Annotated in this window: 16 protein-coding genes; 1 reads left to right on the top strand and 15 read right to left on the bottom strand. The window is 46.3% G+C overall.

What is annotated here, in order from left to right; translation table 11 throughout:
• Positions 1-105: 105 nt before the first annotated feature.
• From AC58UW_RS27265 to AC58UW_RS27230, 8 genes are all read right to left on the bottom strand, one after another.
• Positions 106-1689, bottom strand: coding sequence for an extracellular solute-binding protein (locus AC58UW_RS27265; protein WP_497423700.1), 1584 nt, complete (start codon positions 1687-1689; stop codon positions 106-108).
• Between the two features lie 91 nt (positions 1690-1780).
• Complete coding sequence (locus AC58UW_RS27260; RefSeq protein ID WP_497423699.1) at positions 1781-2665, bottom strand: carbohydrate ABC transporter permease; 885 nt, start codon at positions 2663-2665, stop codon at positions 1781-1783.
• Between the two features lie 19 nt (positions 2666-2684).
• Complete coding sequence (locus tag AC58UW_RS27255; RefSeq protein WP_497423698.1) at positions 2685-3659, bottom strand: ABC transporter permease; 975 nt, start codon at positions 3657-3659, stop codon at positions 2685-2687.
• A gap of 744 nt (positions 3660-4403) precedes the next feature.
• Entirely contained in the window at positions 4404-5081 is a 678-nt protein-coding gene (locus tag AC58UW_RS27250) for a GntR family transcriptional regulator (RefSeq protein ID WP_497423697.1), read from the bottom strand.
• A 36-nt stretch (positions 5082-5117) separates the two neighbouring features.
• Positions 5118-6737 carry a response regulator transcription factor gene (locus tag AC58UW_RS27245; RefSeq protein WP_497423696.1) on the bottom strand — a complete coding sequence of 540 codons (1620 nt, stop codon included), beginning with the start codon at positions 6735-6737 and terminating at the stop codon, positions 5118-5120.
• A gap of 90 nt (positions 6738-6827) precedes the next feature.
• Entirely contained in the window at positions 6828-8606 is a 1779-nt protein-coding gene (locus AC58UW_RS27240; RefSeq protein WP_497423695.1) for a cache domain-containing sensor histidine kinase, read from the bottom strand.
• Positions 8607-8668: 62 nt separating this feature from the next.
• Positions 8669-9355 carry a GntR family transcriptional regulator gene (locus tag AC58UW_RS27235; RefSeq protein WP_497423731.1) on the bottom strand — a complete coding sequence of 229 codons (687 nt, stop codon included), beginning with the start codon at positions 9353-9355 and terminating at the stop codon, positions 8669-8671.
• A 77-nt stretch (positions 9356-9432) separates the two neighbouring features.
• Positions 9433-10725, bottom strand: coding sequence for an ABC transporter substrate-binding protein (locus tag AC58UW_RS27230; RefSeq protein WP_497423694.1), 1293 nt, complete (start codon positions 10723-10725; stop codon positions 9433-9435).
• Between the two features lie 167 nt (positions 10726-10892).
• Here AC58UW_RS27230 and AC58UW_RS27225 point away from each other — a divergent pair, with 167 nt between their 5' ends.
• Entirely contained in the window at positions 10893-12428 is a 1536-nt protein-coding gene (locus tag AC58UW_RS27225; protein WP_497423693.1) for an extracellular solute-binding protein, read from the top strand.
• Between the two features lie 61 nt (positions 12429-12489).
• Here the strand turns inward: AC58UW_RS27225 and AC58UW_RS27220 are convergent, their stop codons facing one another.
• The 7 genes from AC58UW_RS27220 to gucD all read right to left on the bottom strand — a co-directional run bounded on the left by AC58UW_RS27220 (position 12490) and on the right by gucD (position 25174).
• Positions 12490-14100 (bottom strand): extracellular solute-binding protein, encoded by a 1611-nt coding sequence (locus tag AC58UW_RS27220; protein WP_497423692.1) that lies wholly within the window; start codon positions 14098-14100, stop codon positions 12490-12492.
• 87 nt (positions 14101-14187) lie between these two features.
• Positions 14188-15060, bottom strand: a complete 873-nt coding sequence (locus tag AC58UW_RS27215; protein WP_497423691.1) for a carbohydrate ABC transporter permease — start codon at positions 15058-15060, stop codon at positions 14188-14190.
• An 11-nt stretch (positions 15061-15071) separates the two neighbouring features.
• Positions 15072-16016, bottom strand: a complete 945-nt coding sequence (locus AC58UW_RS27210) for an ABC transporter permease (RefSeq protein ID WP_497423690.1) — start codon at positions 16014-16016, stop codon at positions 15072-15074.
• A gap of 227 nt (positions 16017-16243) precedes the next feature.
• Positions 16244-17290, bottom strand: a complete 1047-nt coding sequence (locus AC58UW_RS27205; protein ID WP_497423689.1) for an S-layer homology domain-containing protein — start codon at positions 17288-17290, stop codon at positions 16244-16246.
• Between the two features lie 80 nt (positions 17291-17370).
• Complete coding sequence (locus AC58UW_RS27200) at positions 17371-20697, bottom strand: glucuronyl esterase domain-containing protein (protein ID WP_497423688.1); 3327 nt, start codon at positions 20695-20697, stop codon at positions 17371-17373.
• Between the two features lie 979 nt (positions 20698-21676).
• The gene (locus AC58UW_RS27195) at positions 21677-23665 is read right to left on the bottom strand and encodes a YjhG/YagF family D-xylonate dehydratase (protein WP_497423687.1); all 1989 of its coding nucleotides are present in this window, start codon (positions 23663-23665) and stop codon (positions 21677-21679) included.
• Between the two features lie 39 nt (positions 23666-23704).
• Positions 23705-25174, bottom strand: a complete 1470-nt coding sequence (gene gucD, locus AC58UW_RS27190) for an alpha-ketoglutaric semialdehyde dehydrogenase GucD (protein WP_497423686.1) — start codon at positions 25172-25174, stop codon at positions 23705-23707.
• Positions 25175-25209 lie beyond the last annotated feature (35 nt).

Raw genomic sequence — 25209 nt, 5'->3', positions numbered from 1 at the left:
TGAGACGAGAGGCAACTAGCTAAAAAGGCACCCAAGATCCGCTAATTCACTAGCGAATCCTGAGTGCCTGAGCGCTCGCTTGCACTGCCCTAAGCTATTCAGCTATTACTTCTTTACAGCTGCGTAAAGGTCGTTCATTTCTTTCACTAAATCGTCGCCACCTGATTTTTTCCAAGTTTCAAACGCATTCTTCAAGCCCGCTTCGTCCGTTTGCCCGACGATGAATTTGATGCGCGCATCATTGATAACATTGTCGAGCTGCTGACCTTTCTGCGAGTAAACTTGGGAGATAAATGGCTCGGCAGGGTTAGCGATGATGAACTGCTCGGCTTCTTTTTGAATTTTGGCCGTTTGCAGGCGAAGCGGTGTTTGTTTCACTTTCAAGCCACGATCCTCTGGAATGAACGGCAGCATTTGGTTCAAGCCTTCAACTTCGGATTCCAGAAGCGCGGAATCCTTGCTAGGCACTACGGCGTCGCCTTCTTTGGTGTAGTGCTTGCCTTCCAAACCATAACCTGCCATTGTCGTAAGCTCCGGCGAGTTCATTTGATCCAGGAATTTCAGCACGCGTTTCACATCGTCTTCCGTTTTCACAGATGATTTCGGAATGGCGAGCAATCCTGCGAAACCGGACGTTGGCAGCGCTTTGAGACCCGATTTGCCTGTGACGCCAATCATGTTATCAATATAGTGAATATCGGGCTTATCTTTGCCTTCTTTCGCAAGCGTCTGGTGGATTTTATCATCCAAACGAGCAGCATTATCCGTAACGTCAATGATGACGCCGGCTTGATTATTGACGACAGGGTCGTTCCATTTTGCCGAATCAAATACAGCAAAGTCCTGGTTGATCAGCTTTTCATCATACAACTTTTTCATGAATTTCAACGCTTCCAGATATTCCGGCGTTTGATGCTCAGGCATCAATTTGCCATCGACGACACCCCATTTGTTCGGGGCACCGAACCAAAGCTTCATAATGTCAAAGCTGCTTGCCCATTGACCCGTCCATTTCACCATAACCATGCCGTAAGTGTCATTTTTACCGTTTTTATCCGGATCTTTCTCTTTAAACGCTTTCAACATATTGTAGAAATCATCAATCGTTTTTGGCGGCTGCATGCCGACAGCTTCCAACCAGTCTTTCCGGTAGTTAATACCGTTTCTGCCAAGTGCGCGTCCACGGTAAACACCGTAGTTTTTGCCATCAATAGAAGAGTTGTTCATGATGATTGAATTCGCCTGACTTAGCGTCGGGAATTCTTTCAAATACTTGCCTACTTCCCAGAACGCGCCAGACTTCGCTGCATTCACAAAGCTCGGATTCTTTACGTCAGGTACATAGATGATACTAGGAAGCTTGCCCGAAGCGAGCGTGATGTTGAATTTATCCGTGTAGGATGCGTTAGGTACCCATTCCAAATGGATATTGGTGTTGGTCTTTTTCTCGATTTCCGTCACAACCGGACCGTCGTCTTTGGGGAAGTTTGTTTTGAAAATCGGAAGCATGACGTTAAGATCCAGCGGAGCTTGCTGCTGGGCAGGCGTAGCTGCAGATGGTGCCGACGATGCTGAGGATGAAGGAGTGGTTGCGGCATCCTTACCTCCGCTGCTGCAGCCAACAATGGTTGTCATAGCCACTGTACTGACGGCTGCGACGGAAATCCATTTTTTTGAGTTCTTTTTCATATGATCGCTCCTCCTTTAAAATGGGCAGTCTCCAGGCATGGCCTAAAGCTGAATTGCCGGGAAACTGTAAAGATTAACTATCGTAATCCGTTTACCCTTTGACCGATCCAATAAGGACCCCCTTGGCAAAATGCTTTTGCAGGAACGGATAGACGAGCAAAATAGGGATGGTGCCGACGACGATAACCGCCATTTTGATGGACTGCTCCTGCTGCTTCACGAACTGCGGATCGACTGTGGTCATATCGCCTGCCGCCATTTGAGAAAGCAGGACTATCTGCCTCAGCATGACCTGTAGCGGCCATTTGGCGGGATCGTTGAGATACAACAGGGCGGAGAAAAAGTTGTTCCAGTGGCCAACCGCATAAAACAAAGTGAATGTAGCCAGAACTGGCATGGATAAAGGAAGAACAATGCGCCAGAGAAGTCCTAGCTCCGTGCAGCCGTCAATTTTGGCCGCTTCCTCCAGTTCTTGCGGGAGCTCTTGGAAGAAGTTTTTGACGATGATTAGGTTAAAGGCGCTGATAGCCCCCGGAATCATTAAAGCCCAGTAAGTATCGATCATATGCAGCTCGCGAATAACGATATAAGTCGGAATCAAACCGCCGCCGAAGAGCATAGAGAAAACAATCATGTTTAAGACCGTATTTCGTCCCATAAGCCCTCTTTTGGACAGGGCATACGCCATCGTTACGGTGAAAAAGAGATTGACCATCGTACCTAGAACAGTTACGTAAAGCGAAACCCAAATACTTTTCAAAATCGTATCCGTTGAAAAAATAAATTCGTAAGCCGATAAGGTGAACGTTTTCGGAATCAGGAAGACCGCTCTTTGCGTCAGCTCCGTATCCGAGGCGAAAGAACCAGCCACCACATAGATAAAGGGCAGAACGGCCACGATACCGATGATACTAAGCAGGATATAATTGCTTACGTCGAATACGGTCCCTGATAAGCTTCTGTATTTTGTATTCAATGTGCCTCTCCTCCTTCACCTAATAAATCCCGGATTGGCCGAAACGCTTCGCCAGCCAGTTTGCGCCGAGAACAAGAATGACGCCGACGATAGCTTTGAATAAGCCAACAGCTGTACTATAACTGAAAGCACCTTGTGTAATCCCCATCATATACACGTATGTATCGAAAACTTCCGCTGTTTCCCTGTTCAAAGGATTCAGCATCAAAAAAATTTGCTCGAAACCGTTGTCCAAAACATCCCCCATCCGCAGAATGAGGAGAATGATGATCGTACTTCGAATTGAAGGCAGTGTTATATGCCACACCTGCCGGAACCTGTTTGCACCATCCATGATGGCTGCTTCATATTGTTCAACGTCCACACCTGCCAGAGCAGCAAGGAAGATGATTGTGCCAAATCCGCATTCCTTCCAAATCGTTTGAATGATGATCATCGGACGGAACCACTCCGGACTTGCCAGAAAATCAATTTTGGCGCCTGTGTACTGCTCCAGCATCTCATTCACTATCCCGCCTTGCGTTGTCAGGAACACATATGTCAAGCTGGCCACGATTACTAATGAAATAAAATGAGGTACATAAATCAGCGTTTGAATCGTTCTCTTGAAGAAAGCCAGGCGAACTTCATTTAAGAGCAGCGCTAGAATGATCGGTGCCGGAAAGAAAAACAGCAAATTATAAAACGAGAGCAACAGCGTGTTACGGAGCAGCATGAAAAATTCAGGGTTCGTGAAAAACACGCGGAAATGTTCCAGGCCAACCCAATCACTTTTCCAAAAGCCAAGAAATGGCTGATAGTTTTTAAAAGCAAGCAGCACGCCCCACATCGGGACATATTTGAAAATGATAAAATATAGCAATCCCGGAGCTAATAGCACGTACAGCCATTTGTCTTTCAGCAATCTTCCCGTTATGTTTGCACGGCGTTTCGCATGCTCACGGGTACCCGGTTGCGCAATTTCTATTGAATTAGGTGCAGTCACCCGTTTCATCCTCTTCACCTCCAAGAAAGTTGATCGCCTCGCGAGCGGTGTAGATTCAGTATGCAGCCATATCCGTTTTCCGGCTATCGGACATTTTTGTAAGCCCTTCCAACCTGCTTTTTTAGCCCAAATCAAAAAAATGCAAACGCGATAAAACAGTGGAAATCCCCTTTATTCCTGATGCAAACGGCTCAATAATGTCCGATTGTTTGTTTATAACATGAATCCGACATATGGAGCTGGGGCGATACGCGCATAAGGTGATTCGCTTTATCTAAGGACAAAGAGGCTGCACCCAAAGTCATAAAAATGACTGAGGGGGCGCCTCTTTGTCCAGGGAACCGATGAATGCCAGAATACGATAACAACGCTACATTTGTCTGCAGGGTGAAGGTTCATACACCTTCATAGAACCGCTCGCGCGGGAGGTGCTTGCCCGCAAAGCTCATTCAACGATAACGGGAAATCCTCCCGTTATTTCAGCACGACCAGGCTCACAAATCCAGTTAACTGGAAAAAAACCCGTTAATTTGCTCCGACATCCCTTCTTCCCAGCTCAAATGTCACCATTAACGGGAGTAATTCCATTTATTCTTGCTATATCAGCGTTACTCCTCGAAATAACGGGAGTAATTCCCGTTAATCTGACGAAGCTGTCCCACAAGTCATAAAAATGACGAAGGGATGCCTCCTTTTAAAAAAATAAACAAGAAGCCGTTCTTTGGTGAAATGGAAGTACGCCCCCCATTCTCACTACTTAAAATAAATCGAATACTTATGCAATAAAGCAAGCTTATCAAAATCCTGCAGTGTGAAATGTTTTCTCAATACAGCCACTCCCTGCTCGGGGTCTTTGCTCTGAATAGCTCGCAAAATCACCTTATGCTCATTGATCATCGTCCGCCAGTAATCTAAACTCGGTTCCATCAAAAAATGGACCCGCTTACTATTCATCGACTTTTGCTGCAGGACAGCCCATGTGCGCTCCATGTTGCACCCGATGAAAATCCGTTCATGAAACTGATCGTCGAGTTCGATGCATGTTTTGAATTGCCGCTCTTCAATAGCAAGCTCCTGCTGTTCAAGCAAATCCTGAAGCAAAGTGATATGCTCCGCCGTCATCCTCATACAGGCTAAACGAATCACTTCTGCTTCCAGCTGCTCACGGATGAAATCGGTTTCATCAACCTGTGCCAAATCGATTTTCGTAATATAACAGCCCTTCTGAGGGATAATTTCAACTAATCTGACTTTCGCCAGCCTCGCAAATGCTTCACGAATGACTCTTCGGCTTACGAGCATCATTTCTGCAGCCATCGATTCCGAGATCAGCATCCCTGGCTTCCAGCTCATCTCAATCATGTTATCCTTCAACGCTTCATACACTTGGTCCCGAACGGAACCACTCACATCATGAAGTTGCAAAGACAATGGATTCACCCCTATAGAAAGATAAATTTCTTCACTTCATTTCACTAGGTCGGTAGGATTCATGCCGGTATATTTTTTAAACAGGTTGCTGAAATAAGGAACGTTTTTATACCCCACTCTTTTGGCCACTTCATAAACCAACATATTGCGATCTAAGAGCAGCTCCTTAGCCTTTTCGATTCGTACACGCGTCAAATAGTTGTTAAAGGTTTCTCCCGTAGCATTTTTGAAAATAATAGCAAGATAATTTCTTGAAACGTAGACTTTGCTTGTCAAATCACTGAGATTAATATCTTCCATATAATGTTCATGGATATGCTGTGTCATGAAATCGGCAACTTGTTGATGTTTGCTGTTTCCCTTGAATTCTCTGCTTGTGCAAATCACCGATATTTTCTCTTTCAACCATTTGGCCAAATGCTCGGACTTCGTAATGCCAGCCATTTCCATGACCACTTGCTCATTGGAAAACAGATCATCCAGCACCATCCCAACCTCATACAGGCAATAGGCAAAAATACCCCAAAGCTCACCTGCCAGCATCTGTAGGTAATCAGGTGTACTCGACAACATATTTCGCTCGATCGCTTCAACATGCATGTCGATAATCTCATAGGCCCTAGCCTCGTGAGATATTTTAATCGCCCCGGCCAATTCCGAATAAAATTTCACGGGTCTAATTCTTGCCGTTTCCTTTTCACCTTTGAAAATACTGCTGTACATGAACACATCATAAATGGTGTTTACACGCTGCTCCTTGAGGTCCATAGCACGAAAGGCTTCTTCCGTGGAATCGGGAATATCCGTCCAATGCGATTTGATGGCTCCAATACCAACGCGAACTGTCAACTTTAAATGAAGTCTAATGCATTCTATGATTCGGATTGAGAGCTTAGTTAACTTCTCTAAGGAATCCGTGTATGCTTCGTCTATATCAAGATGTAACAACAACGCTGAGCGTGTGCTGTGCAGATTCGTGTATTCATAATCTTCAAATTGCTCCTTTACGATCTCTGAAACGATATTATGAACAGCAAATCGGAATAAGTTCCAATCCGACAGTAAGACTTCACTGGCGCGCAAATCACGAACAATTTCGATTCCCAACACAATATGTGTTTTGTGTTGCCAATAATGAAACTGAGGCGGCAGCATAGACTCATGCCAGTTACTTCCGAGTGTGCCCGCAACAGCAGATTGAACCCATTCCCTCTGAACAAAGGGCTCGTACATCGATAGCTTCTGCTCAAGATCAATCTGCTTCATTCGCTGTTCTTCCTCATCCGTAAGCTCCTCAATCACTTTGGAAAGAACAGAGTTAAGCGTTTGCAAGGAAATAGGCTTGGACACATAATCACTTACCTGAAACCGTAAGGCTTGCCTTGCGAATTCAAAATCCGAATAGCCGCTTAGAATGATGATTTTCCCTTGAAATTCCTCTTCTCGTAACCGCTCAATCATATCAATACCATTCATGACAGGCATATAAATGTCCGTAATCACGATATCCGGCTGAGCTTCCAATACCATTTGTAAACCATCTTCACCGGTCATGGCTTCCCCGACGTATTCGGCATTCAGCGCCTCCCAAGGGATGGCAGACTTCATGCCCTGAAGCACTTGGCGATCGTCGTCAATGATTGCGATTCTCCACATAGTTTGGAAACCTCCTAAATGAAATGATAGCATGATCTCTTAAGCGCTTAAATGCGACTAATGCACAAATTATTATAAAATCCATTCCAATTAATCAGGGTGTTTTCCCCATTGGGTTGAATCCGGGCGTGACGTTAAGGATGGCAGCGTGATGTGTACGCTCGTCCCGCCCTCTTCGCGCGGCTTCAAGATAACGCCGTAACTATCCCCGAAATAACCTTTAATCCGTTCCTTCACATTGCGTACGCCGTAACCTCCTGTTTGTCGTTGCTGTTGTTTCTCCGGCTTCATCTGTAAGCCAACTCCATCATCCTCGATGACAATATGCACGGTATCATTACTTACTCCAATGTTTAGCTGAATGCATCCCGTACTTCGAACTGCAAAGCCGTGGATAATGCAATTTTCTACAAAGGGTTGAAGAATCAGCTTGGGCAGGAATAACTGCTTACTATCTTTGCTTACCGTGATGGCATACTCAAGTCCGGTTTTCCAACGCAATTGTTGGATCTCCAAATAGCTCTCCACATGCATCACTTCCTCCGCCAATGTCACGAAGCTTTCTCCATTCGAAAGCCCTATGCGGAACATTCGCCCCATTAATTCTATGATTCTGCTGATCTCATGCTGCCCACGAGTTATGGCCATCCAGTTCAATTGATCAAGCGTATTATATAAAAAATGAGGGTTGATATTCGCCTGCAAGGCTTCAATCTCCGCTTTGCGCTGCTGTTCATGACGGATCTGCAGCGAACGATACAGTTCCTCAATCCGTTCATTCTGTCTGGAGTACCCTAAGAACAAGTAGCCAAATTCATTCTCGTAATCCTTAGGTACATTAATTTTCTTTCCTCCTAACGAATATGCCGACATCATGCTGATCAAATATTTAATAGGCTTGGTAAATTGCTTGCTAAGCCATAAAGCAAGCAGCAAGGCTAAGAGAATGGCTATTACACCTATGATTCCTACTGCTTCCGCAAGCTTAAATCCGCCAGCCGTTATTTGCTCCCAGGGCGTTACTTCTACTAGAATCCAATTTGAACTTGGCGACTTGGAATACACTAGTAAGTTATCATCTAGTCCAGCTTCACCCTGAATCCGCGTATATCCGGAATCGTCCAATTTATGCTCCAGCCACTGGGATAACTGAACATGATTCGAGATATTCCCCGTGTGTAATAATAATTTACCGGTATCATCGAGTATCAAACGGTTTACTTCCGATGATTGTCCTGCCAATGCAGCTCGAATACTTTCGGCCTTGATATGGATAACAAGAATACCCAAATATTTATTGTCATACATAATTTTTCTAGCATAACTCAAAACAGGTACGGTTCCTTGGAAACTTGGAATCACGTGTTCACTTGACAAGGTTGAATCGTTATCTTGCAAGGCGCTGTACCATATTTGGCTCGAGGCCGCGGACCTCTCAATATATTGAATATAACTCTTGGAATCACCGAATACCGGCTCATCCATATAAAGATCAATCCCTTGAATCATGGGAATGGAGTACGTGACATTAGCCAAAGTTTGGGCTACATTCCTTGATTCTTGATAGCGTTGATACTCGTCCTTCTGTACTCGAAGGTAAGAAATGAGCTGCTCATCACGAGATAAAGAGAGAGAGATCTGTTCAATGGATTGAAGCCGAGTAGAAATTTCCTTATTTAACTCCACAAGGAGCTTATGCTGATAAAGCGAAGTCGTTTGGGCCAGTTCTTTCGATGACATACGAAAGCTGATCAAGACCGTTAAAGTGAGCACAATCACAATTAACGTGGCAAAGCTATAGAAGAATAATCGATCAATGCGATACTTTTTAAACGGATTGAACACTTTCAGACCAACCATCCTCTCCATAAGCAGCACTTCATACTAATCGAAGACCTGCCGAGTATCGACAGGTCTTCGAAATTATCATGCTATTTAAAATACGTTGGATATTTATTCATTAATTCTTCTTTTTCAAATCGCACTCTGCTTAAATGCTCACCCATAATCTTCTCGGCACGGTCTGGATCTTTATCGCGAATAGCTTGAATAATCCCTTGATGCTGCTCTAGAATAAGCCTCCAGTCTTCGTCATCCGCAAGGCGCAGAATGCGAACCCTGTTGTAATGGACATTCATCTGCTCCAGCATGCTCCATGTATGCGTTTTGCCGCAGCCCACAATAATCGTTCTATGAAACTCTTCATCCAATTCAAAAAAGCGTTCATAGTTTTTCTCTTCCACACATAACTCCTGGAGCGAGTGGAGATGCTGCAGCTGCATAATCTGCTCCGTCTTCAGATCTTGGCAAGCTCTGCGCACAATCTCCCTTTCCATCGTTTCTCGAACAAATCTAGCTTCTTCCACAAGACCGAGATCAATCAGTGAAATATAAGTTCCCTTCTGTGGAACGGTCTCAATTAAATCCTCTTGTGCGAGTAAGACTAAGGCTTCTCGAATAGGGGTTTTGCTTACTTGAAGCATCTCGATAACTTCCTTCTCCGAAATGAGACGGCCAGGCTCAAGCTTTAACTCCATGATATTATTTTTTAGCGTATTGTACACGTGATCCCGAATCAGTAGACCCTTGGTATCACGCGAAGAAACGGGAAGCTTCATGTCCACCGGATAACACTCCTCCTGATACATCTAATATGATTAGTATACCAGATATGCAAAACAGTTTAAAGACGCAACTAGTTTTCATATTTTTGCGCAGCCACTCTAAGCTGCTCCAGCGCTTCCTCCGGTGTAATTCTGCCAAAACTCAATTGATCCCTGACCAGTGGCCAATCCCTATCCACATAATTGATCCAACCGTTCGGGCCTGGACTGTAAGCTTGACCGTTTTTTAATGTCGCATAGAACATGCTTAATCCGTCCTTGTCGATGTCACTCATGTACTTTTCAATGGAAGTCGCAATCTCGTTATTAACAGGCAGTCCGCGAACAGTCTTTAAGATGGCCCCGGCTTCCGGATCATTGATGAACCAATCGATGAATGCCTTCGCCTCTTCCGGGTAATGGCTGTTTGCTGAAACTCCGAAGAACATCGAGGGTTTCAGCCACCCGCCCGCTTGCTGCGACCTAGGCATGGTGACAAGCGCATATGCGCCTTTCTTCAAGCTGTCCCAGCCGCCTAGATTGTTGGAGAAGGACATTCTCATAATAATTTTGCCAGCCACTATCAAATCGAGACTAGGATCAAACTCCTTATCGGAGAGATTGATCTCTGCCGGAGGAACAATGCCGTCCAGGCGCATTTGCTCGAAGGTGTGCGCCCATTCTAGGAAGGTGTTCTTATCAATATTAAACTTCCCGTCGTCCGTCATCACCTTTTCCTTGCCTCTGCTGTATTGAAAGGCTGAATAGGCAAAGTAATCGCCAGCAAAATCCTTTGTAAAATAGACTCCTTTCGGCAGTTTAGACTTGGATTCCCTTGCCATTTGGAAAAAGTCATCCCATGTCCATCCATTCTTCGGCGCTTCGATTCCCAGCTTCTCTAGGGCTGAACGGTCATAAATCATTCCGAAAGCAACCGAACCTAAAGGCACAGCATATAACTTCCCTTTGTACTGCGCGGAGGTCAAAAGTTTCGGGTCCACCTTGGATAGATTCACGCCGGGTTCTAACGGAATCAATTCCTGCCGACTTGCCCAATCCGAGATCCATCCTGCGTCGAGCTGGACAATGTCAGGTGGATTTTTCGCTAACGCCTGGGTATTAATTTTATCCAAGTACCCTTCCAAACCGGAATACTCCGGCTCGAAGGTAACATTGGGAAATTTCTGTGTATATAAGTGTAAAACAGACATGGTAGCTTCATGACGCTCTTGAGAGCCCCACCATGCTATCCGCAATTTCACTTTCCCTCCCCCATCTGGAAACGGAACTTTCGTTTGTTCTTTTGTTGAATAGCACGAAGTAAGCAAAGTACCAAGAAAGATGCCTGTTAATAAAAACAATTGAAATCGCTTCCATCCGACCATATGTATCTCCCCTAGACGGTTAATAACTCAAAGCTTCGATGCCTTTCTAATATACCATTTTTTTCTTGCTTAAAGATGAGGTATGATTTAAAATATGAGCATTAAACGGACTAGTAATATCAGTATTATCAGTAACGTTATTTGTCATTATAAATGGAGGTATTTTTATGAAAGGGCATATGAAAGGGCATGATTTGAAGGTCATCGTGATAGGATTAATCGCTCTCCCTACCTTGGCAGGGTGTTCCACAGAAAATAAGGCTGTGTTTCCGAGCATAACTACTGACATAACAGATGAGCAATCATTCCAGATTAACATGTCTCTAGACTTTGCCGGTAAAGAAGTTCCTCAAGCCAGCAATGAGGTGCAGCAAACCATTGAGCTGTACACGAACACGAAGCTGCAGATCACCTATAACCAAGCTAGCGATTATAACAGTAAACTCCCCGCTATGATTGCTACTGGACAATTACCGATGGTTATTGCGGGTGACCCTAGACAGTCCTACATTCTCAGTGCGATTCAGGAAGGAGATTTTTGGAACCTAACCGATTATATCGACGACTACAGGAACCTCGCCACCCTAAACCCTTTGATTTATAATAATGTCAAAGTGGATGGAAAGTTATATGGATTGCCTCGAACGCGACCGATCTCCAGAAACACTGTGTTTTATCGAAAAGACTGGATAGAAGTGCTCGGTTTAAATCCACCTGCGACGATGGATGACTACTACCAGATGCTTAAAGCTTTTACGGAGAATGATCCGGATAAAAACGGCAAAGATGACACCTACGGAGTCTCGTATATGATGACTGCTGGACAATTCATCCCGGATTTCGGCGTTACTTTTGGCTCACCGAATAACTGGCGGTTAGAAGAGGGTACGTTCACCCGAATGGAAGAAACCCCCGAGTATATGGAGGGGTTGAATTTCACGAAAAAGCTGTATGACGAGAACTTAATGAATCACGACTTCGCTACCGTCGAACGTGCCAAATTCGAAGGCGACTTCGAGAATGGCAAAGCAGGCGCCATAGGAAATACTACGAATACGGCTTTAGCCTATCAGTCGCGCGTTCAAAACCATAGCCCCATGTCCTTAATGGATATGACTGGCCCATTGGCGGGTCCAGAAGGCCTTCATGTTGCTGCCGATCGCGGATCTAACGGAATGATCATGTTCCCTAAGTCATCTGTCAAAACGGAAGATGATCTCAAAAAGCTGCTGACATTCTTCGATAAACTCGCTGACAACGAAATGGCCGATCTTCTCGAATGGGGCATTCAAGGCAAACATTATGAACTGAAAGACGGCAAACCACTGCGCACCAATCAAGATCAATATGAAAACCAAGTGGCTTTTCCTTATAAGTGGGTCATGCGAGTTGTCCCAACCGATGATCTGAAAACACCGGGCGATATGGATCCGATAACCAAACGCCAATTAGAGGTTGAAGACATGAACGGAACCTATGCGGTTCCAGATCCCACATTAACGCTATTCTCTAAAACTTGGACTGAGAAAGGAAACGAGCTTCTTCAGATCCTAAATGATGCAAAAGTGAAGTATGTCATGGGTAAAATAGATGAGAACGGCTTTAAATCGGCCATTGAAAAAGCGAAAAAGCATGGCTTAGATCAAGCAGCCAGCGAGTATGCAGAGGCCTTTGCGAACATTCAGAATAAGGACAACGAATAAAAGTGGCTGTACAGAAATCATTCTGTACAACCACTTTTTTAATTATGTTATTTAAATGAGATTACTTTTGGTTTTTGTAAAACTCTTCATAAGCTTTTTTCTTTTCTTCTTTAACAGCCGTACCGCCCATTTCCATATACGCTTTCACTTGGTCGTCGTATACTTTGCTGAAATCAGCTGTTTTGGCGGTGGCGATTTTGGTCAACATTTCTTTTTCTTTATCCTTCAAAATGGTTGCATACTTCACTTCAGCCTGAATCGGCGTATCGACACGCGGGATTGTATAAGCATCATTAGATCCGGCTTGAATACTTTTCACTGTAAAATCTTTAAAGTTCGGATCCGTTGCGTTTGCCTCGATATTTTTTTGCGGCTCATCTGGGCTCACATATTTACCATTTAAGATGATGGCATAATCATAGTAGTTATACAGAATTTGTTTCGCTTCTGCAGTATCAAGGTTAAGAGGTACACCGTTGCTGTCTAGCTTATAGGAGACACCTTCCTTACCGTTTTGAAGCGCTAGGATATTCTTCGGCTCAGACATCCAGTTCAAATATTTCACGGCCGCCTCAACGTTCGGGCTTGCTTTTGGAATCATCAGATACGCACCGTATGCTGGATATTTAGGCTTTGGATGTTTTCCGTCTTTCGTTGAGAACGGATCGATTGCCACCAATTCTGCTGCCGGATTGTTCTTCTTCAAGTTCGAATAATAGCCATTATAAACCGGTTCATTCGTATTCGGTGTACCCGCTCCTGCGATGCCATTCACCATTTGCTGCGCAAATGCTTGGCTAAAGTCAGAGGCAAGCGCAAAATCCTTATCAATTAAACCTTCATTGTACATTTGATTCAAGAACTTGAGGCCGTCTTTATTACCCGGCTGCTCCCAGTTTGGCGTAGCGTACAGATCCGCCGGCGTGATTTTGCTCCAATCCCAGAAGGATTGAATTAACGGCTGCATGTGGAAAATATCGATATACGAATAAGGGATGACTTTTCCGCCTGTATTTCCCGGGTCTTTTTCTTTAAAAGCCCTCATCGTTTGCAGAAATTGGTCGGTCGTCGTCGGCACCGGCATATTCAGCTTATCCAGCCAATCCTTGCGAACAAACGTTGTTGTCTGGGATTGAATGACACGTAGTGCAGGAATCGCATACTGTTTACCATTGAACATGCCATCCGGTAAGGAAGGGGCAAGCACCTTTTTCAGCTGAGGACCCACTTTATCAATGACCGGCCCCAAATCCGCTAATCCTCCGCTTTGCGCATAGTTCTGCACAGTTGGCTTATCATAGGTGAAAACAATATCCGGCGCAGAGTTAGAGGCCATCAAAACATTCAGCTTTTTAACCTCTTCCGAACGCGGTACGGTTACGAATTTGACTGTGATATTGTTCGGTTTGCCGAAATTTTCTTGAATGTATTGCGTCATGAAGTTGTCTGTGATTGGTGGAGCGCCTGCTGGAGTATTAGCTCTATCAAAGAGCTCTACAGTAAGTGTAATAGGCTTTGAGCTTGGTGCCGTAGTGGCACTGCCGGCCGCAGGTGAACTGCTGCTTTCGTTGGTACCACTTGAAGAAGTACTGCTGCAAGCAGTTAATACTAAGCAGGATGCCATCGCTACTGTCAATGTCGTATTCACTGATTTATGAAGCATTTTCCGCATTGTGTTGCCTCCCTTTAATCTCAACTAATTTTTTAATATAGAACCTTCGGTAGTAGGATGCTTGCCTTGGCCGCCGAAGAGGAACTATCAACCTTTAACGGCACCGACAAGCATACCGGAAATGAAATAACGCTGCAGCCAAGGATATACGAGCAGGATCGGAACGGTCGAGAACATGATGCTGGCAGCTTGCAAACTTTGGGGAATTGGCGTGGAGGAGTTGAAACCCTCCTGAGCGGATGCATCGTTGGCTTGACTATTAATAACCATTTCGTAGAGCTTTAATTGAATCGGATAGAGATGCTGATCGTTCACATAAAATAAGGCATCCTGGAACATATTCCAGCGATCCACCGCAGAATAAAGGCCAATCGTTGCTAATATGGGCAGTGAAAGCGGAAGCACGATTTTGAGCAAAAATCGGAAGTGTCCACATCCATCCATCCATGCGGAGTCTTCCAACTCAGCCGGAAGCTGTGAAAAGTTAGTTTTTAGAATAATCAGGAGAAACGCGTTGATCAAGATCGGTACTACCAAGGAGAAAACCGTGTTTAACATGCCAAGCTGTTTGATCAGTAAATAATGTGGAATGATTCCCGGATTGAAGAACATCGTGATGATAATGAGCAAGAAGAAGATATGTTTTCCTTTAAAATCCCGTCTGCTCAGTGGATATGCAGCCATCACCGTTACGGCCATTGTTAGCAATGTATATCCAGCAACCAACAGAATCGTAAAGAGCAGCGAGCGAAGCATCGCGAAATCTCCAAGCACCGATTTGTACGCTCCCCAGGTCCATTCAATTGGCCAAAGGGTTACTTCGCCAGACATAATCGGTCTGTTTCCGCTTAACGACAAAGCGAACATATGAATCATTGGCACAACACAGAACAAACAGAAAACTCCAATTACAACAATAATAGCAGCGTCTACAATTCTATTTGTAGGATTTTGATACATAGTTTCACCCCTTAGAAAATCCCCTGGTTATTGACTCTTCTAGATATAAATTCAGCCGTCAAGAGTAAAATGAGCCCTACCACCGATTGGAACAAACCTACTGCTGTAGCAAGAGCGAATCTCGCTGACTGAATGCCTACCGTGTATACATACGTACTAATAACCTCGGATACATCTTTCACATAGCCATTTTGCAAGACATACGGCTGTTCAAAGCTAATGTTCGCCATGTTACCGATCTGTAGAATGAACAAAACGATGATCGTAGGTTTGATGCCTGGTAATGTAATATGCCAAATCTTCCGCATTCGTGTAGCTCCGTCCACTTCCGCAGCTTCATATAATTCCTTATTAATTCCTGTAAGCGCAGCCAAATACAATATCGTTCCCCAGCCTGCATGGTGCCATAAGCCAGTTCCTACGTAAGTAGAAATCCAGTACATCGGTTTTTCCAGAAACGGAATCGGTTGGCCGCCAATTGCCTTGATCATTTCGTTAATCGTCCCATTGTTGGTGGATAGAAGTTCAATCGCCATCCCGCCGACAATTACCCAGGAAATAAAATGCGGCAAGTACATTAACGTTTGACTCACTCGCTTGAACCAGCTAATGCGGATCTCATTGAGCATGACCGCCAAAATAATGGGGACTGGGAACGTAACCAAACCCAAAATGTTTAAGACCAGCGTGTTGCGGAACGCTCTATAAAATTGAGGCAGAGAAAAGACTTCTTTAAACACGTCTAGTCCTACCCAATCACTTCCCCAGACACCTTTGAACAGGTTATAGTCCTTAAACGCAACCGCAACCCCCGCCATCGGAATGTACTTAAAAATAACAAAGTAGGCCATAGGGACAATCATTAGGACATACAACTGCCATTGGCGTCTAATAAAAGACAATCGATTTCGTTTGATCGCCACTGAGGATGTCGTCTGGCTAATTTCAATCTGCATAAAGCGTTCATCCTTTTTAATGAAATTTTTAATAACAAATTGATCTACTAACAAATCGCTCCCAATAAATATTACCAGTCTAATTAGTCTTACTAGTAATACTAGTCATTCAACTGAATTCATTATAATTCAGTCTTGTAACCGATTGCAATACCTTTTTTTCAAAAAATCCCAGAAAACGAAGACAGCCCTCCATCTTTTCGAATGTCAGGGCTGTCTCGTATGATTTATCTATTTGCTATGTCGTCATAAAGTGCCAAAATCAAAGTAACCGCTTCTGCACGGGAAGCGTTGGCATTCGGCACGAACGCATGATGCTCTCGTCCTTGTACGAGCCCTTTTTTCACGGCTTGCGCAATAGAAGCATGAGCCCATGAGGGGATCTCACCGGCATCTGCAAAGTCTGTGGTGCTTTGCGGATCTATGTCCTCGCCTAGAGCTCTCATAATCATTACAGTCATCTCCGCACGGGAAATAGGATTTGCAGCACGGAATGTATGATCATCATAGCCGTCTATTACACCTGCAGACACCGCCTTGAAGACAGCGGGTTGCGCCCAGGAAGGAATATCTAGCAGATCGGCGAAATCAAGCGACTGCTCACCCGATGCCAATAAAGCTACAGCTCGATCCAACATGACGGTAAACTCCGCTCTTGTAATCAATGCCTCAGGCCGGAAGGTTCCGTCTGGGTAACCATCAATGAAGTCAAGCGTTGACGCTCTATTCATATTCTCCATAGCCCAGTGACCGGCAATGTCGGTAAATACCCTCGGTTGTTTCACCGTTTTCCTAATCACATCCAGAGCAATTCGCGCATTTGGCTTAAGGGTGGATGCTACAACTGCACTGTTAACGAGTTTCACTTGATTGATTTCGACACTCCCCTTGCCCTCAGCCATGCTTTCAAAGGTAAACGCAGCCATCTCGATCGTTCCGGAATCACCTGGCGTCGTTGCCCCTACTTTGGTGTGCCCGAACCTAATTTGACTTCCATTGACCAGTGCAGGCACAGATAATCCGGGTATGTTGCTTGTAGCATTTTTAAAATGCAGCCTTTTCGTATCATAATTCAAGTTTATTTCAAATCCGTAGAGATCCAGCAGATTCTCTCCCACAACGACTACATGGACCTCATGCCCGATTCCTATGCTCGATTCCGAAGTTCTTAATGTAAAAGTAGGCGTTGTATCCGCTTCAGCTGCTGCCATATTCGCTCCCAAAACTAGTATACAGAGCCATATCATTGCGACGATGCGTGAGGTTTTTTTCAAGCGAACTCCCTACCTTCTTTCAAAATAAAAGCAGAGAAAGACAGTTTCCTGTCTTCCTCTGACTCCCTTTCACTTCCCTATTACCAATTAAAAATCAATTTGGCCATTTGGACTAAATCTTCGATATCGATGAAGCCGTCTTGATTGAGGTCTAGGCTCATCACGGAATTCCAATCTGGATCTTGTGATGTTTTGCCGTAAGCTTTGACCATTCTCGACAAGTCCCCGACACTTACTTTATTATCATTGTTGGTATCCCCAGGTATCGAAACAATGACCAAGCTGCGGAACAATTGCAGGGCCTCGTTCAAGGAAGTTTTGGCTTGATCTACAGCACTTTGCGTAGCTGACGTATCATTAGCAATTTGCAGAGCTGCGCTGATTGCTGTATTCAGTGCTGCTTTCGATCCGACAGGATATTGACCCACGAGCTTACCTTCGGTTGCATTCGCATAGGTGCTTTGTGCTTCTGCAATCAACTCAGATAAATCCTGCTTCTCAACGGTAGTAATATGAATACTATGTGATGTTCCTGCGGTTTCATTTTCAACATCATCCTTGCCAACTACAATGACATTGGAAACCGTAACATCGGCATCTCCGGATGCATCCGGCTTAGCTTTGAACTGCAGCTTTAATAGAGCTCCATTCGGATCTGCCTGCAAATTACCGAAAAACACATTAAGCAAGCGGATTTTACCTGGTTCTATAACTTTATAATCGACCACTTTAAAATCGTTATTAAGCGAAGCAGGTGCAATAAAGTCCAGCTTATACGTATTGAAGGTTACCGTCATATCTTGAGCCAGTGCATCTTGGGTGTATCCGTTTAGCCCAAAGTTCAAATCAAACACATCGCCAGTAGATACATTCTCTGGTCCTGTCAGACTGGTTGCATTAACGCCTTGAAGATCAAAGACATAAGGCTGAACGTTGGCGTTACCTGCCGAGTCTTTAAGCTGAGCAAGAATAAGTTTGCCACCGGATGCAACAGGCTTATCAAAGCCAATGGTCGCAATGGTATTGTTTTCGCTCCAAGTTACGGTGTAATCATTGGCGAAATTGGTTCCGAAACCGAAGTTCTGTGGGTCCATCGCATTCTCAAATCCAATGGAAACACTTGTGGTGTCTGGTGTAATCACAGCGTTGCTCGGATTAAAGGTGACAGCTCCCAGGTTGCTAGTTGGCCACGGAAGGGATTCGGGTCTTGCTCCCGTATCCGTGTTTTTGTTCGGATATTGCGGCCAATCGGCGCTCGGGCCAATCTTCACATTCGTGGACGGCCATGACGGCGGCATGACTGACTTATTTTTGTTCAAATCATAGGAAAATTGAAAGTTATACCCTGGCAGTGATTCGAGCTTAACATCTTCAAGACGGACAACCCTATTCGTCCCTGCGGCATAACTAACCGGGAAACCCGGGACTTCTTCTTGAAAGAAGGAGTGCTTGTTGGTGTTATCAGCGTCAGCGCTCGAATAGCCGGTGTTAATAGAAGCACCATAAGGGAGTATCCACCCCGGCTCCAGTCCTTCATTCACACTTGATGGAACTGGCACGTTGTTGGCGAAGATTTTGATGGCATTCTTATCGACTTTACTTGTAAAACCGAAAACCCACCGTTGATCGCCCGTGTCATCACCTGTGATGCTGGTGCGAAGAATCCCCTTGAGGTCATAACTCTGAAGGTAGACCGACTTATTATCCTTGCTGCTTCCAATGGTCGAAAGCGTATAGCGACCCGCTTTGACCTTATCAGCGCTCAGCGCAAAAGTAGCGACACCTTGGGCGACATCAGCGGTATAGGTGCCTGAGCCTGTGTCCAGCTTAACCTGCGGAGCGTCCGAATAGGCTTTGATCGTTGCGGGATAGTCCGCTGTCAACATCTCGTTCGTGGTATAAATCGAGTACTTGCCCGGCTGCGACCAACGGATAAATGAACTGTCTACCTCGTACGGATAGACGGACATTTTCCACACGCTGCTGTAGGTGGCAGCAGGATGAAGTGGCGGGTTCACGTTAACGCCTAGCGTGTCGGGTCCTTCAACCTTGAGCGGATCGCCATACTTTCCTCCGTGGAATTCACGGTCCATGATCGCCAACATGTAGGCGTGGTCGCGATCTTGGAAGGCATGCGCGCCGTCATGGACGCGGACGGCGATGTTGTCGCCCACACCAAGGAGCTCATAGACTTCTTTGGCTGCAACTGTAGCTAGTACAGTTCCCGGGGAGCTCAGCCAGTCAAAACCTTCTCCCGTATAGGTGATAAGCGGTCGGGGAGCAACGAGCGCAGCAAGTGCATGCGAGTCGAAAGGGAGATTGTCGAGCTCATACCGGAAATCCTCGGCTTTGACGTCCAACCAATGGGCCTCGCCGGTAGTGAGCAGGTTGGTTGGCTTCTCGTTTCGGAAGAAGCTCCGGTTCATATTGGAGTTGCTGTAAGAAGCGTTCGGAGCACCGGTGCTGCTATTAGGCACGTTATAGTTGTAGATGCGGCCTTCGGAGCTATAACGCATTGAGGCTATGCCCCCCTGCCCGGGATCAACAGGCACAACAATGCTGATACGCTCATCGAATGCTCCGGCGAGAGCTGCACCCTTACCATTGCGCGAAACACCGGTAACAACCGAGCGAGTAGGGTCGATGAGGCCTTGATAGGCACCATTTTCGAGTGCGTCGATGGTGCGGGAAATCCCCCATGCCCAGCCCATCAGCGCGCCGGAATTGCCCTCATATGTATCCTTATTAAAAGGATACAGTGTGGTATATAAGCCACTCCGGCTTGCGTTGTCGCTGTAAATCGTGCCGGTGGGATTGTTCATCACAGCGTAACCGCGACGCAGGAAAGCGTTGCGCATGTTAGCGGAAACACCGCCACCTACGCCGATAACAAACGGATAGGGTGGCGCGATGTTGGTTTCGCCGGCTTTCAGATCGGCATCCGATACTCCCTGTTTGTAAGTCGGGATGTAAATACCGGTTACATTATAGCTGCCGGATCTGTCATTCTCAGGGTTTTTGACGGTAACCGTAAGCGTTGCGTTACTCGTGCTTAGATTGCCTGAATAGGTAACATTCTCTTTAGCGGTCTTCATTTCATAGCCGTAATAGTAATACTGCAGCAAGTCAGAGAGTTCTGAACGCCTTTGTGTCCATTCTTCCTTCGTGGTCACAGATCCATTCGTTCCCTTCGTAGGGTCAAGCAGCTTAAACAGATCAGGCAGGCCTTCAGAACTTGGCAGCTTACTTATATCAGTAGGAAAATACTCGCGTCCTGCTGGCGGTTGGGCTTGAGAAGGACCTTGATTGGACGGATAGTAATTGTTAGTCGCGAAGGCGGCGGGCGCCATTGAGAAAAGTAGAGATACGCCTAAGATGGTGCTTAAGATTTTTTTCTTAGCATTCATGCAGCTTCCTCCAATTTTTTGAGTGTGCATATCAGAGCTAGTGTGTGAAACGTCTTGGTGAGTGAGTGTGTGTGTGTGTATGTAAGAGTGAGCTAGTAGCGTAATAGTGAGCGTATGCGAGTGAGTGTGTGGGAGATTGATTAGGCGAGTGCGTAAAGATAATTATGCAAGTGTGCGTGTGAGTGTGTAAGGTCGATTATAAGGAAGATGGTAATAGTGAGCTAAGTGCGAGCGTTTGCTACAATACATCATAAAAGTAGCTAGCAGCTCCTTGTTTTGAAATCGCTTCCATTAAAGAAGAAAAGTTTGGCGCTTATTTTATATCCCCCGTGTTGACGTACACAGGATGGTCCGGGATCTCTTCTTGAACCTCTCCAAGCGCAGCTCGAGGCGGGCCAGAATAATCGGAATAAAAAAACTGCTCAGCAAAATCAAGGTGATTCCATATTGCCCTTGACCCAAGAAATGATGACCTCCTTCCCTCCATAGTTGTTAACTACTTCCGTTTTTATATAACTAGTATTACTAGTGATATTAGTTTGATTATAGATCAAACCGTAAGCGATTTCAATCCTGTTTTTAGATGATTCTTCAAAAATACTTAATCGATGCCCCTCCCCCGGAGGCACCGCAATTAATAAGGGAACTCCATTCCCTTATTTTAGTAAAAAGCACTCCTTCGGTGAGGACAGGGTAACTACAGGGTCTTATTTTGCCTCCTTCGTCCCAATTGACCTCCAGAATGACGAAATAGCGGATCACAGTTCCCCTTCCCTGGCCAATTGTCCAATAATTGCTGAAATAGCGCCCTGTAGTTCCTCTAGCTTCCCACAATTTCTCACACATTCCCTACTTCCCCTCCCCATTAGTCCCTCACATTCGCCGCTTTCCCCTGCTCTCCAAGAACCAGCAAAAAAGCAGTCCTGTCGAATACACCAACAGAACTGCCTTAACCAATCTATGAAGCTGTCATAATCGCCTAAACGCTCTGCTCAGCCAAGGCTTTTTTACCTGCTTCCAAAACAGCGATGATCCGCTCCACATCATATACGCTTCCTGCCCAAGTCCCGCCGCTGACAGCCTGCAGAGCTGCCCATAATCGCGTATCATCAGGAAGTCTTGGATCTGCGGCGAGCTCGGGATGAGGCTCCCGAGCAGCAAGCATAAGCGCTCCTTCATCGGGCGTAAGCACCGCGTCACCATCACCGTCACCCAGAAAATGAATCGTGCCTTCCAAACTGTTACGGTCCACGACGATATCGATGATATCACCATCCCGCAGCTTACCAATCGGCCCGCCAGCTAGCGCCTCAGGTCCAACGTGGCCGATGCAAGCCCCTGTGGATACGCCCGAAAACCGCGCATCGGTAATGAGCGACACGTATTTACCGAACGGCAGATGTTTCAGCGCCGAGGTTAACTGATAAGTCTCCTCCATCCCCGTACCCGATGGCCCTCGCCCGATTAACGCCATAACATCCCCGGCCCCAATGCCGCCATTCTTGATTGCCGTGATAGCCGCTTTCTCTGAGGTAAACACCTTGGCTTTGCCCCGATGGCGGTAAACGCCGTCTTCCCCAACCGTTGTCGGGTCAATCGCAGTTGATTTGATGACTGATCCTTCCGGAGCCAAGTTCCCCATAGGGAACGTTACTGTCGAGGTTAATCCTCTCTCTTTGGCACGCTCCGGACTCATAATGACCTGATCGGGATCTATGCCGTCCATTTCGATAAGCAGGCTCCGCATTTTGTGGCGACGTTCGCTCGATTCCCACCAATCCAATACAGTCCCCAGTGTTTCCCCCGTTACGGTCAACGCATTTTCCTTCAGTACGCCCAAACGTCGAAGATGCAGCATCACTTCTGGCACCCCGCCAGCCAAAAACACCCTCACAGTCGGATGATACTCCGGACCGTTAGGCAAAACGCTAACTAACCTTGGTACGCTTTTATTCACACGTATCCAATCTTGAACGGTCGGAACCGGCAGCCCTGCCGCGTGGGCGAAAGCTGGAATATGCAGCAGCAAGTTTGTCGATCCTCCGAAAGCTGCATGAACAACCATGGCATTGTGGATGGACGCTTCCGTCAAAATATCCTTCATCCGAAGTCCCTTTTCCTCCAATGTCATCATAGCGCGTGCCGATTGCCTAGCCATCTCTTCCCATACGGGTTGACCGGATGGAGCTAGTGCAGCATGAGGCACCGTCATGCCCATAGCCTCTGCAACCACTTGCGAAGTAGCCGCCGTTCCAAGAAACTGGCAGCCTCCGCCCGGTGTTGCGCAAGCCCGGCAGCCGAGATCCGCAGCATCATCCAGGCTGATTTCACCATTCGCATACCTGGCGCCAATGGTTTGAATTTTCCCAGCATCCTCGCCTTCCGTTGGGGGTAATGTCACTCCCCCAGGCACGATTACGCATGGAAGCTCATGCATGCCAGCCAGCGCTATCATCATCGCGGGCAGTCCTTTATCGCAGGTTGCCACACCGAGGACGCCTTTGCGTGTCGGCAACGAGCGGATGAGACGACGAAATACGATCGCTGCATCATTGCGATATGGAAGAGAATCAAACATACCTTCCGTCCCCTGAGACCTGCCGTCGCAAGGGTCGCTCACATAACCAGCGAAAGGAACCCCGCCGCTTTCTGTGATTACTTCTGCAGCAGCCTGCGTCAACAGGCCAACCTCCCAGTGGCCGGTATGATAGCCCAGAGCAACGGGACTGCCGTCCTCCTTACGAATGCCCCCTTGTGTGCTCAGCAAAAGGTACTGCTTCCCCTTCAGGCGAGACGGTTTCCACCCCATCCCCACATTTTGGGTAAGACCGAACAACTCTCCGCTCGGAGCATGCAATAACATCTCTTTCGTTAATGGCAATGAGCCTTTCGGGCCTTGCGCATGCGTATGGATCGTGTACAAATCGTTATTTTCATTGCCCATAATCGATTTTAATTGCTCAGTCATCAATTTTCACCCTTCCGAATCAGGCATCCTAGCAAGGAGCTACGCTTTGAGAAACACAGTTTTTATCGAGGTGAAAAATTCGATAGCCGCCTGTCCTTGCTCGCGCGAATGAGAGCTGGACTGCTTCATACCGCCGAACGGAGCCTGCAGCTCTACCCCGGCTGTTTCGGAATTAATTCTTACCAAACCGGCATCCATATCCTGTATAAACGAAAGAATATTGCCTATATTTTGCGTATAAATGGAAGCGCTCAAGCCAAAATCCGAATCATTAGCCACCTGAATGGCTTGTTCCATGGATTCAACCTGAATAAGCGCGAGAACAGGTCCGAAGATCTCTTCCCGGGCAATCGCCATATCCGGAGTTACTTTATCGAAGACAGTTGGCTGAATATAAAAGCCTTCGGCGAGATCCGGATGGTCTGGAGATGAACCGCCGAACAACAGTTCAGCGCCTTCTTCTATCCCTTTTTGAATGTAGGATTGCACGGTTCTAAGCTGATTTTCGTTTGCACATGGGCCAAGCCATGTTCCGGCATCTAGACCGTGCCCTACGGTTAATCCTTTTAATTTGCTCAGCAGCTTTTCTTTAAAAGATTCATAAACCTCGCTCATCACAATGACACGGCTTGTCGCCGTACATTTCTGACCTGTCGAACGGATTCCTCCGCTGATCGTCGCGTCAACCGCTAAATCGAGATCAGCATCCGCAGCGATAAGGATCGGATTTTTCCCGCCCATCTCGAGCTGGTATTTCGCTCCTCTAGCTAGTGCGGCTTGGCCGACCCGTTTGCCAACCTCATTCGAGCCGGTAAATGTAATTCCGTTCACATCCGGATGCTCGGCAAGACCTTGCCCGATAACGGCTCCGCTGCCGGTTACCAAATTCAATACACCCGCTGGAAGTCCCGCTTCTGCGAAGCATTCCACGATTTTGGCAGCCGTCACTGCCGTTTCCTGAGCAGGCTTGAGGACAACAGCATTACCGTAGATTAAGGCAGGCGCCATTTTCCATATCGGAATAGCTACGGGGAAATTCCAGGGTGCGATAACGCCGACAACGCCAAGCGGCGCACGCGTCGTAAACATCAGAGCTTCGCTATCTGTCGAAGGTATCACGTCGCCGTTTTTCCTCATCCCTTCACCAGCGTAGTAGCGAAGGATGGCTACGCCTCTTGCCGTCTCCCCCTTTGCTTCTGGCAGCGTTTTCCCCATTTCGCGCGTCATGCTCTCTGCGATTTCATCGATGCGACTCTCAAGCAGATTAGCTGCTTTATACAGATAATCGCCTCTTGCCGCTCCAGCCAGCTTCCTCCAACCTTGCTGCGCTGATTTGGCGGACGCCACCGCTTGGTTCAAATCCTCCAATGACGACGACTGCACGTACCCTACAATTTCGCTTTTTTTAGCCGGGTTTATGCTTGGGACGGTTTGCCCAGTGCCAGCTGGCTGCCATTCACCATTTATATAATTCAAATACGTTTGTCCGCCGACGAATTTGGATGTCATGTTTATTCCTCCTAAGCGATATGTTTTTTATAAGG

The sequence above is a fragment of the Paenibacillus sp. J22R160 genome (assembly GCF_059692135.1).
Note: the sequence above shows the minus strand (reverse complement) of the source record. Positions and strands in the feature narration are given on the sequence as shown.

Bases quoted from the DNA above. Each gene is read 5' to 3' on its own strand.
- AC58UW_RS27245 (WP_497423696.1), bottom strand. From the start codon at position 6,737: ATGTGGAGAATCGCAATCATTGACGACGATCGCCAAGTGCTTCAGGGC.
- AC58UW_RS27230 (WP_497423694.1), bottom strand. From the start codon at position 10,725: ATGGTCGGATGGAAGCGATTTCAATTGTTTTTATTAACAGGCATCTTT.
- AC58UW_RS27200 (WP_497423688.1), bottom strand. From the start codon at position 20,697: ATGAATGCTAAGAAAAAAATCTTAAGCACCATCTTAGGCGTATCTCTA.
- AC58UW_RS27240 (WP_497423695.1), bottom strand. From the start codon at position 8,606: ATGGAGAGGATGGTTGGTCTGAAAGTGTTCAATCCGTTTAAAAAGTAT.
- AC58UW_RS27195 (WP_497423687.1), bottom strand. From the start codon at position 23,665: ATGACTGAGCAATTAAAATCGATTATGGGCAATGAAAATAACGATTTG.
- AC58UW_RS27220 (WP_497423692.1), bottom strand. From the start codon at position 14,100: ATGCGGAAAATGCTTCATAAATCAGTGAATACGACATTGACAGTAGCG.
- AC58UW_RS27265 (WP_497423700.1), bottom strand. From the start codon at position 1,689: ATGAAAAAGAACTCAAAAAAATGGATTTCCGTCGCAGCCGTCAGTACA.
- AC58UW_RS27225 (WP_497423693.1), top strand. From the start codon at position 10,893: ATGAAAGGGCATATGAAAGGGCATGATTTGAAGGTCATCGTGATAGGA.
- AC58UW_RS27215 (WP_497423691.1), bottom strand. From the start codon at position 15,060: ATGTATCAAAATCCTACAAATAGAATTGTAGACGCTGCTATTATTGTT.
- AC58UW_RS27255 (WP_497423698.1), bottom strand. From the start codon at position 3,659: ATGAAACGGGTGACTGCACCTAATTCAATAGAAATTGCGCAACCGGGT.
- gucD (WP_497423686.1), bottom strand. From the start codon at position 25,174: ATGACATCCAAATTCGTCGGCGGACAAACGTATTTGAATTATATAAAT.
- AC58UW_RS27210 (WP_497423690.1), bottom strand. From the start codon at position 16,016: ATGCAGATTGAAATTAGCCAGACGACATCCTCAGTGGCGATCAAACGA.
- AC58UW_RS27235 (WP_497423731.1), bottom strand. From the start codon at position 9,355: ATGAAGCTTCCCGTTTCTTCGCGTGATACCAAGGGTCTACTGATTCGG.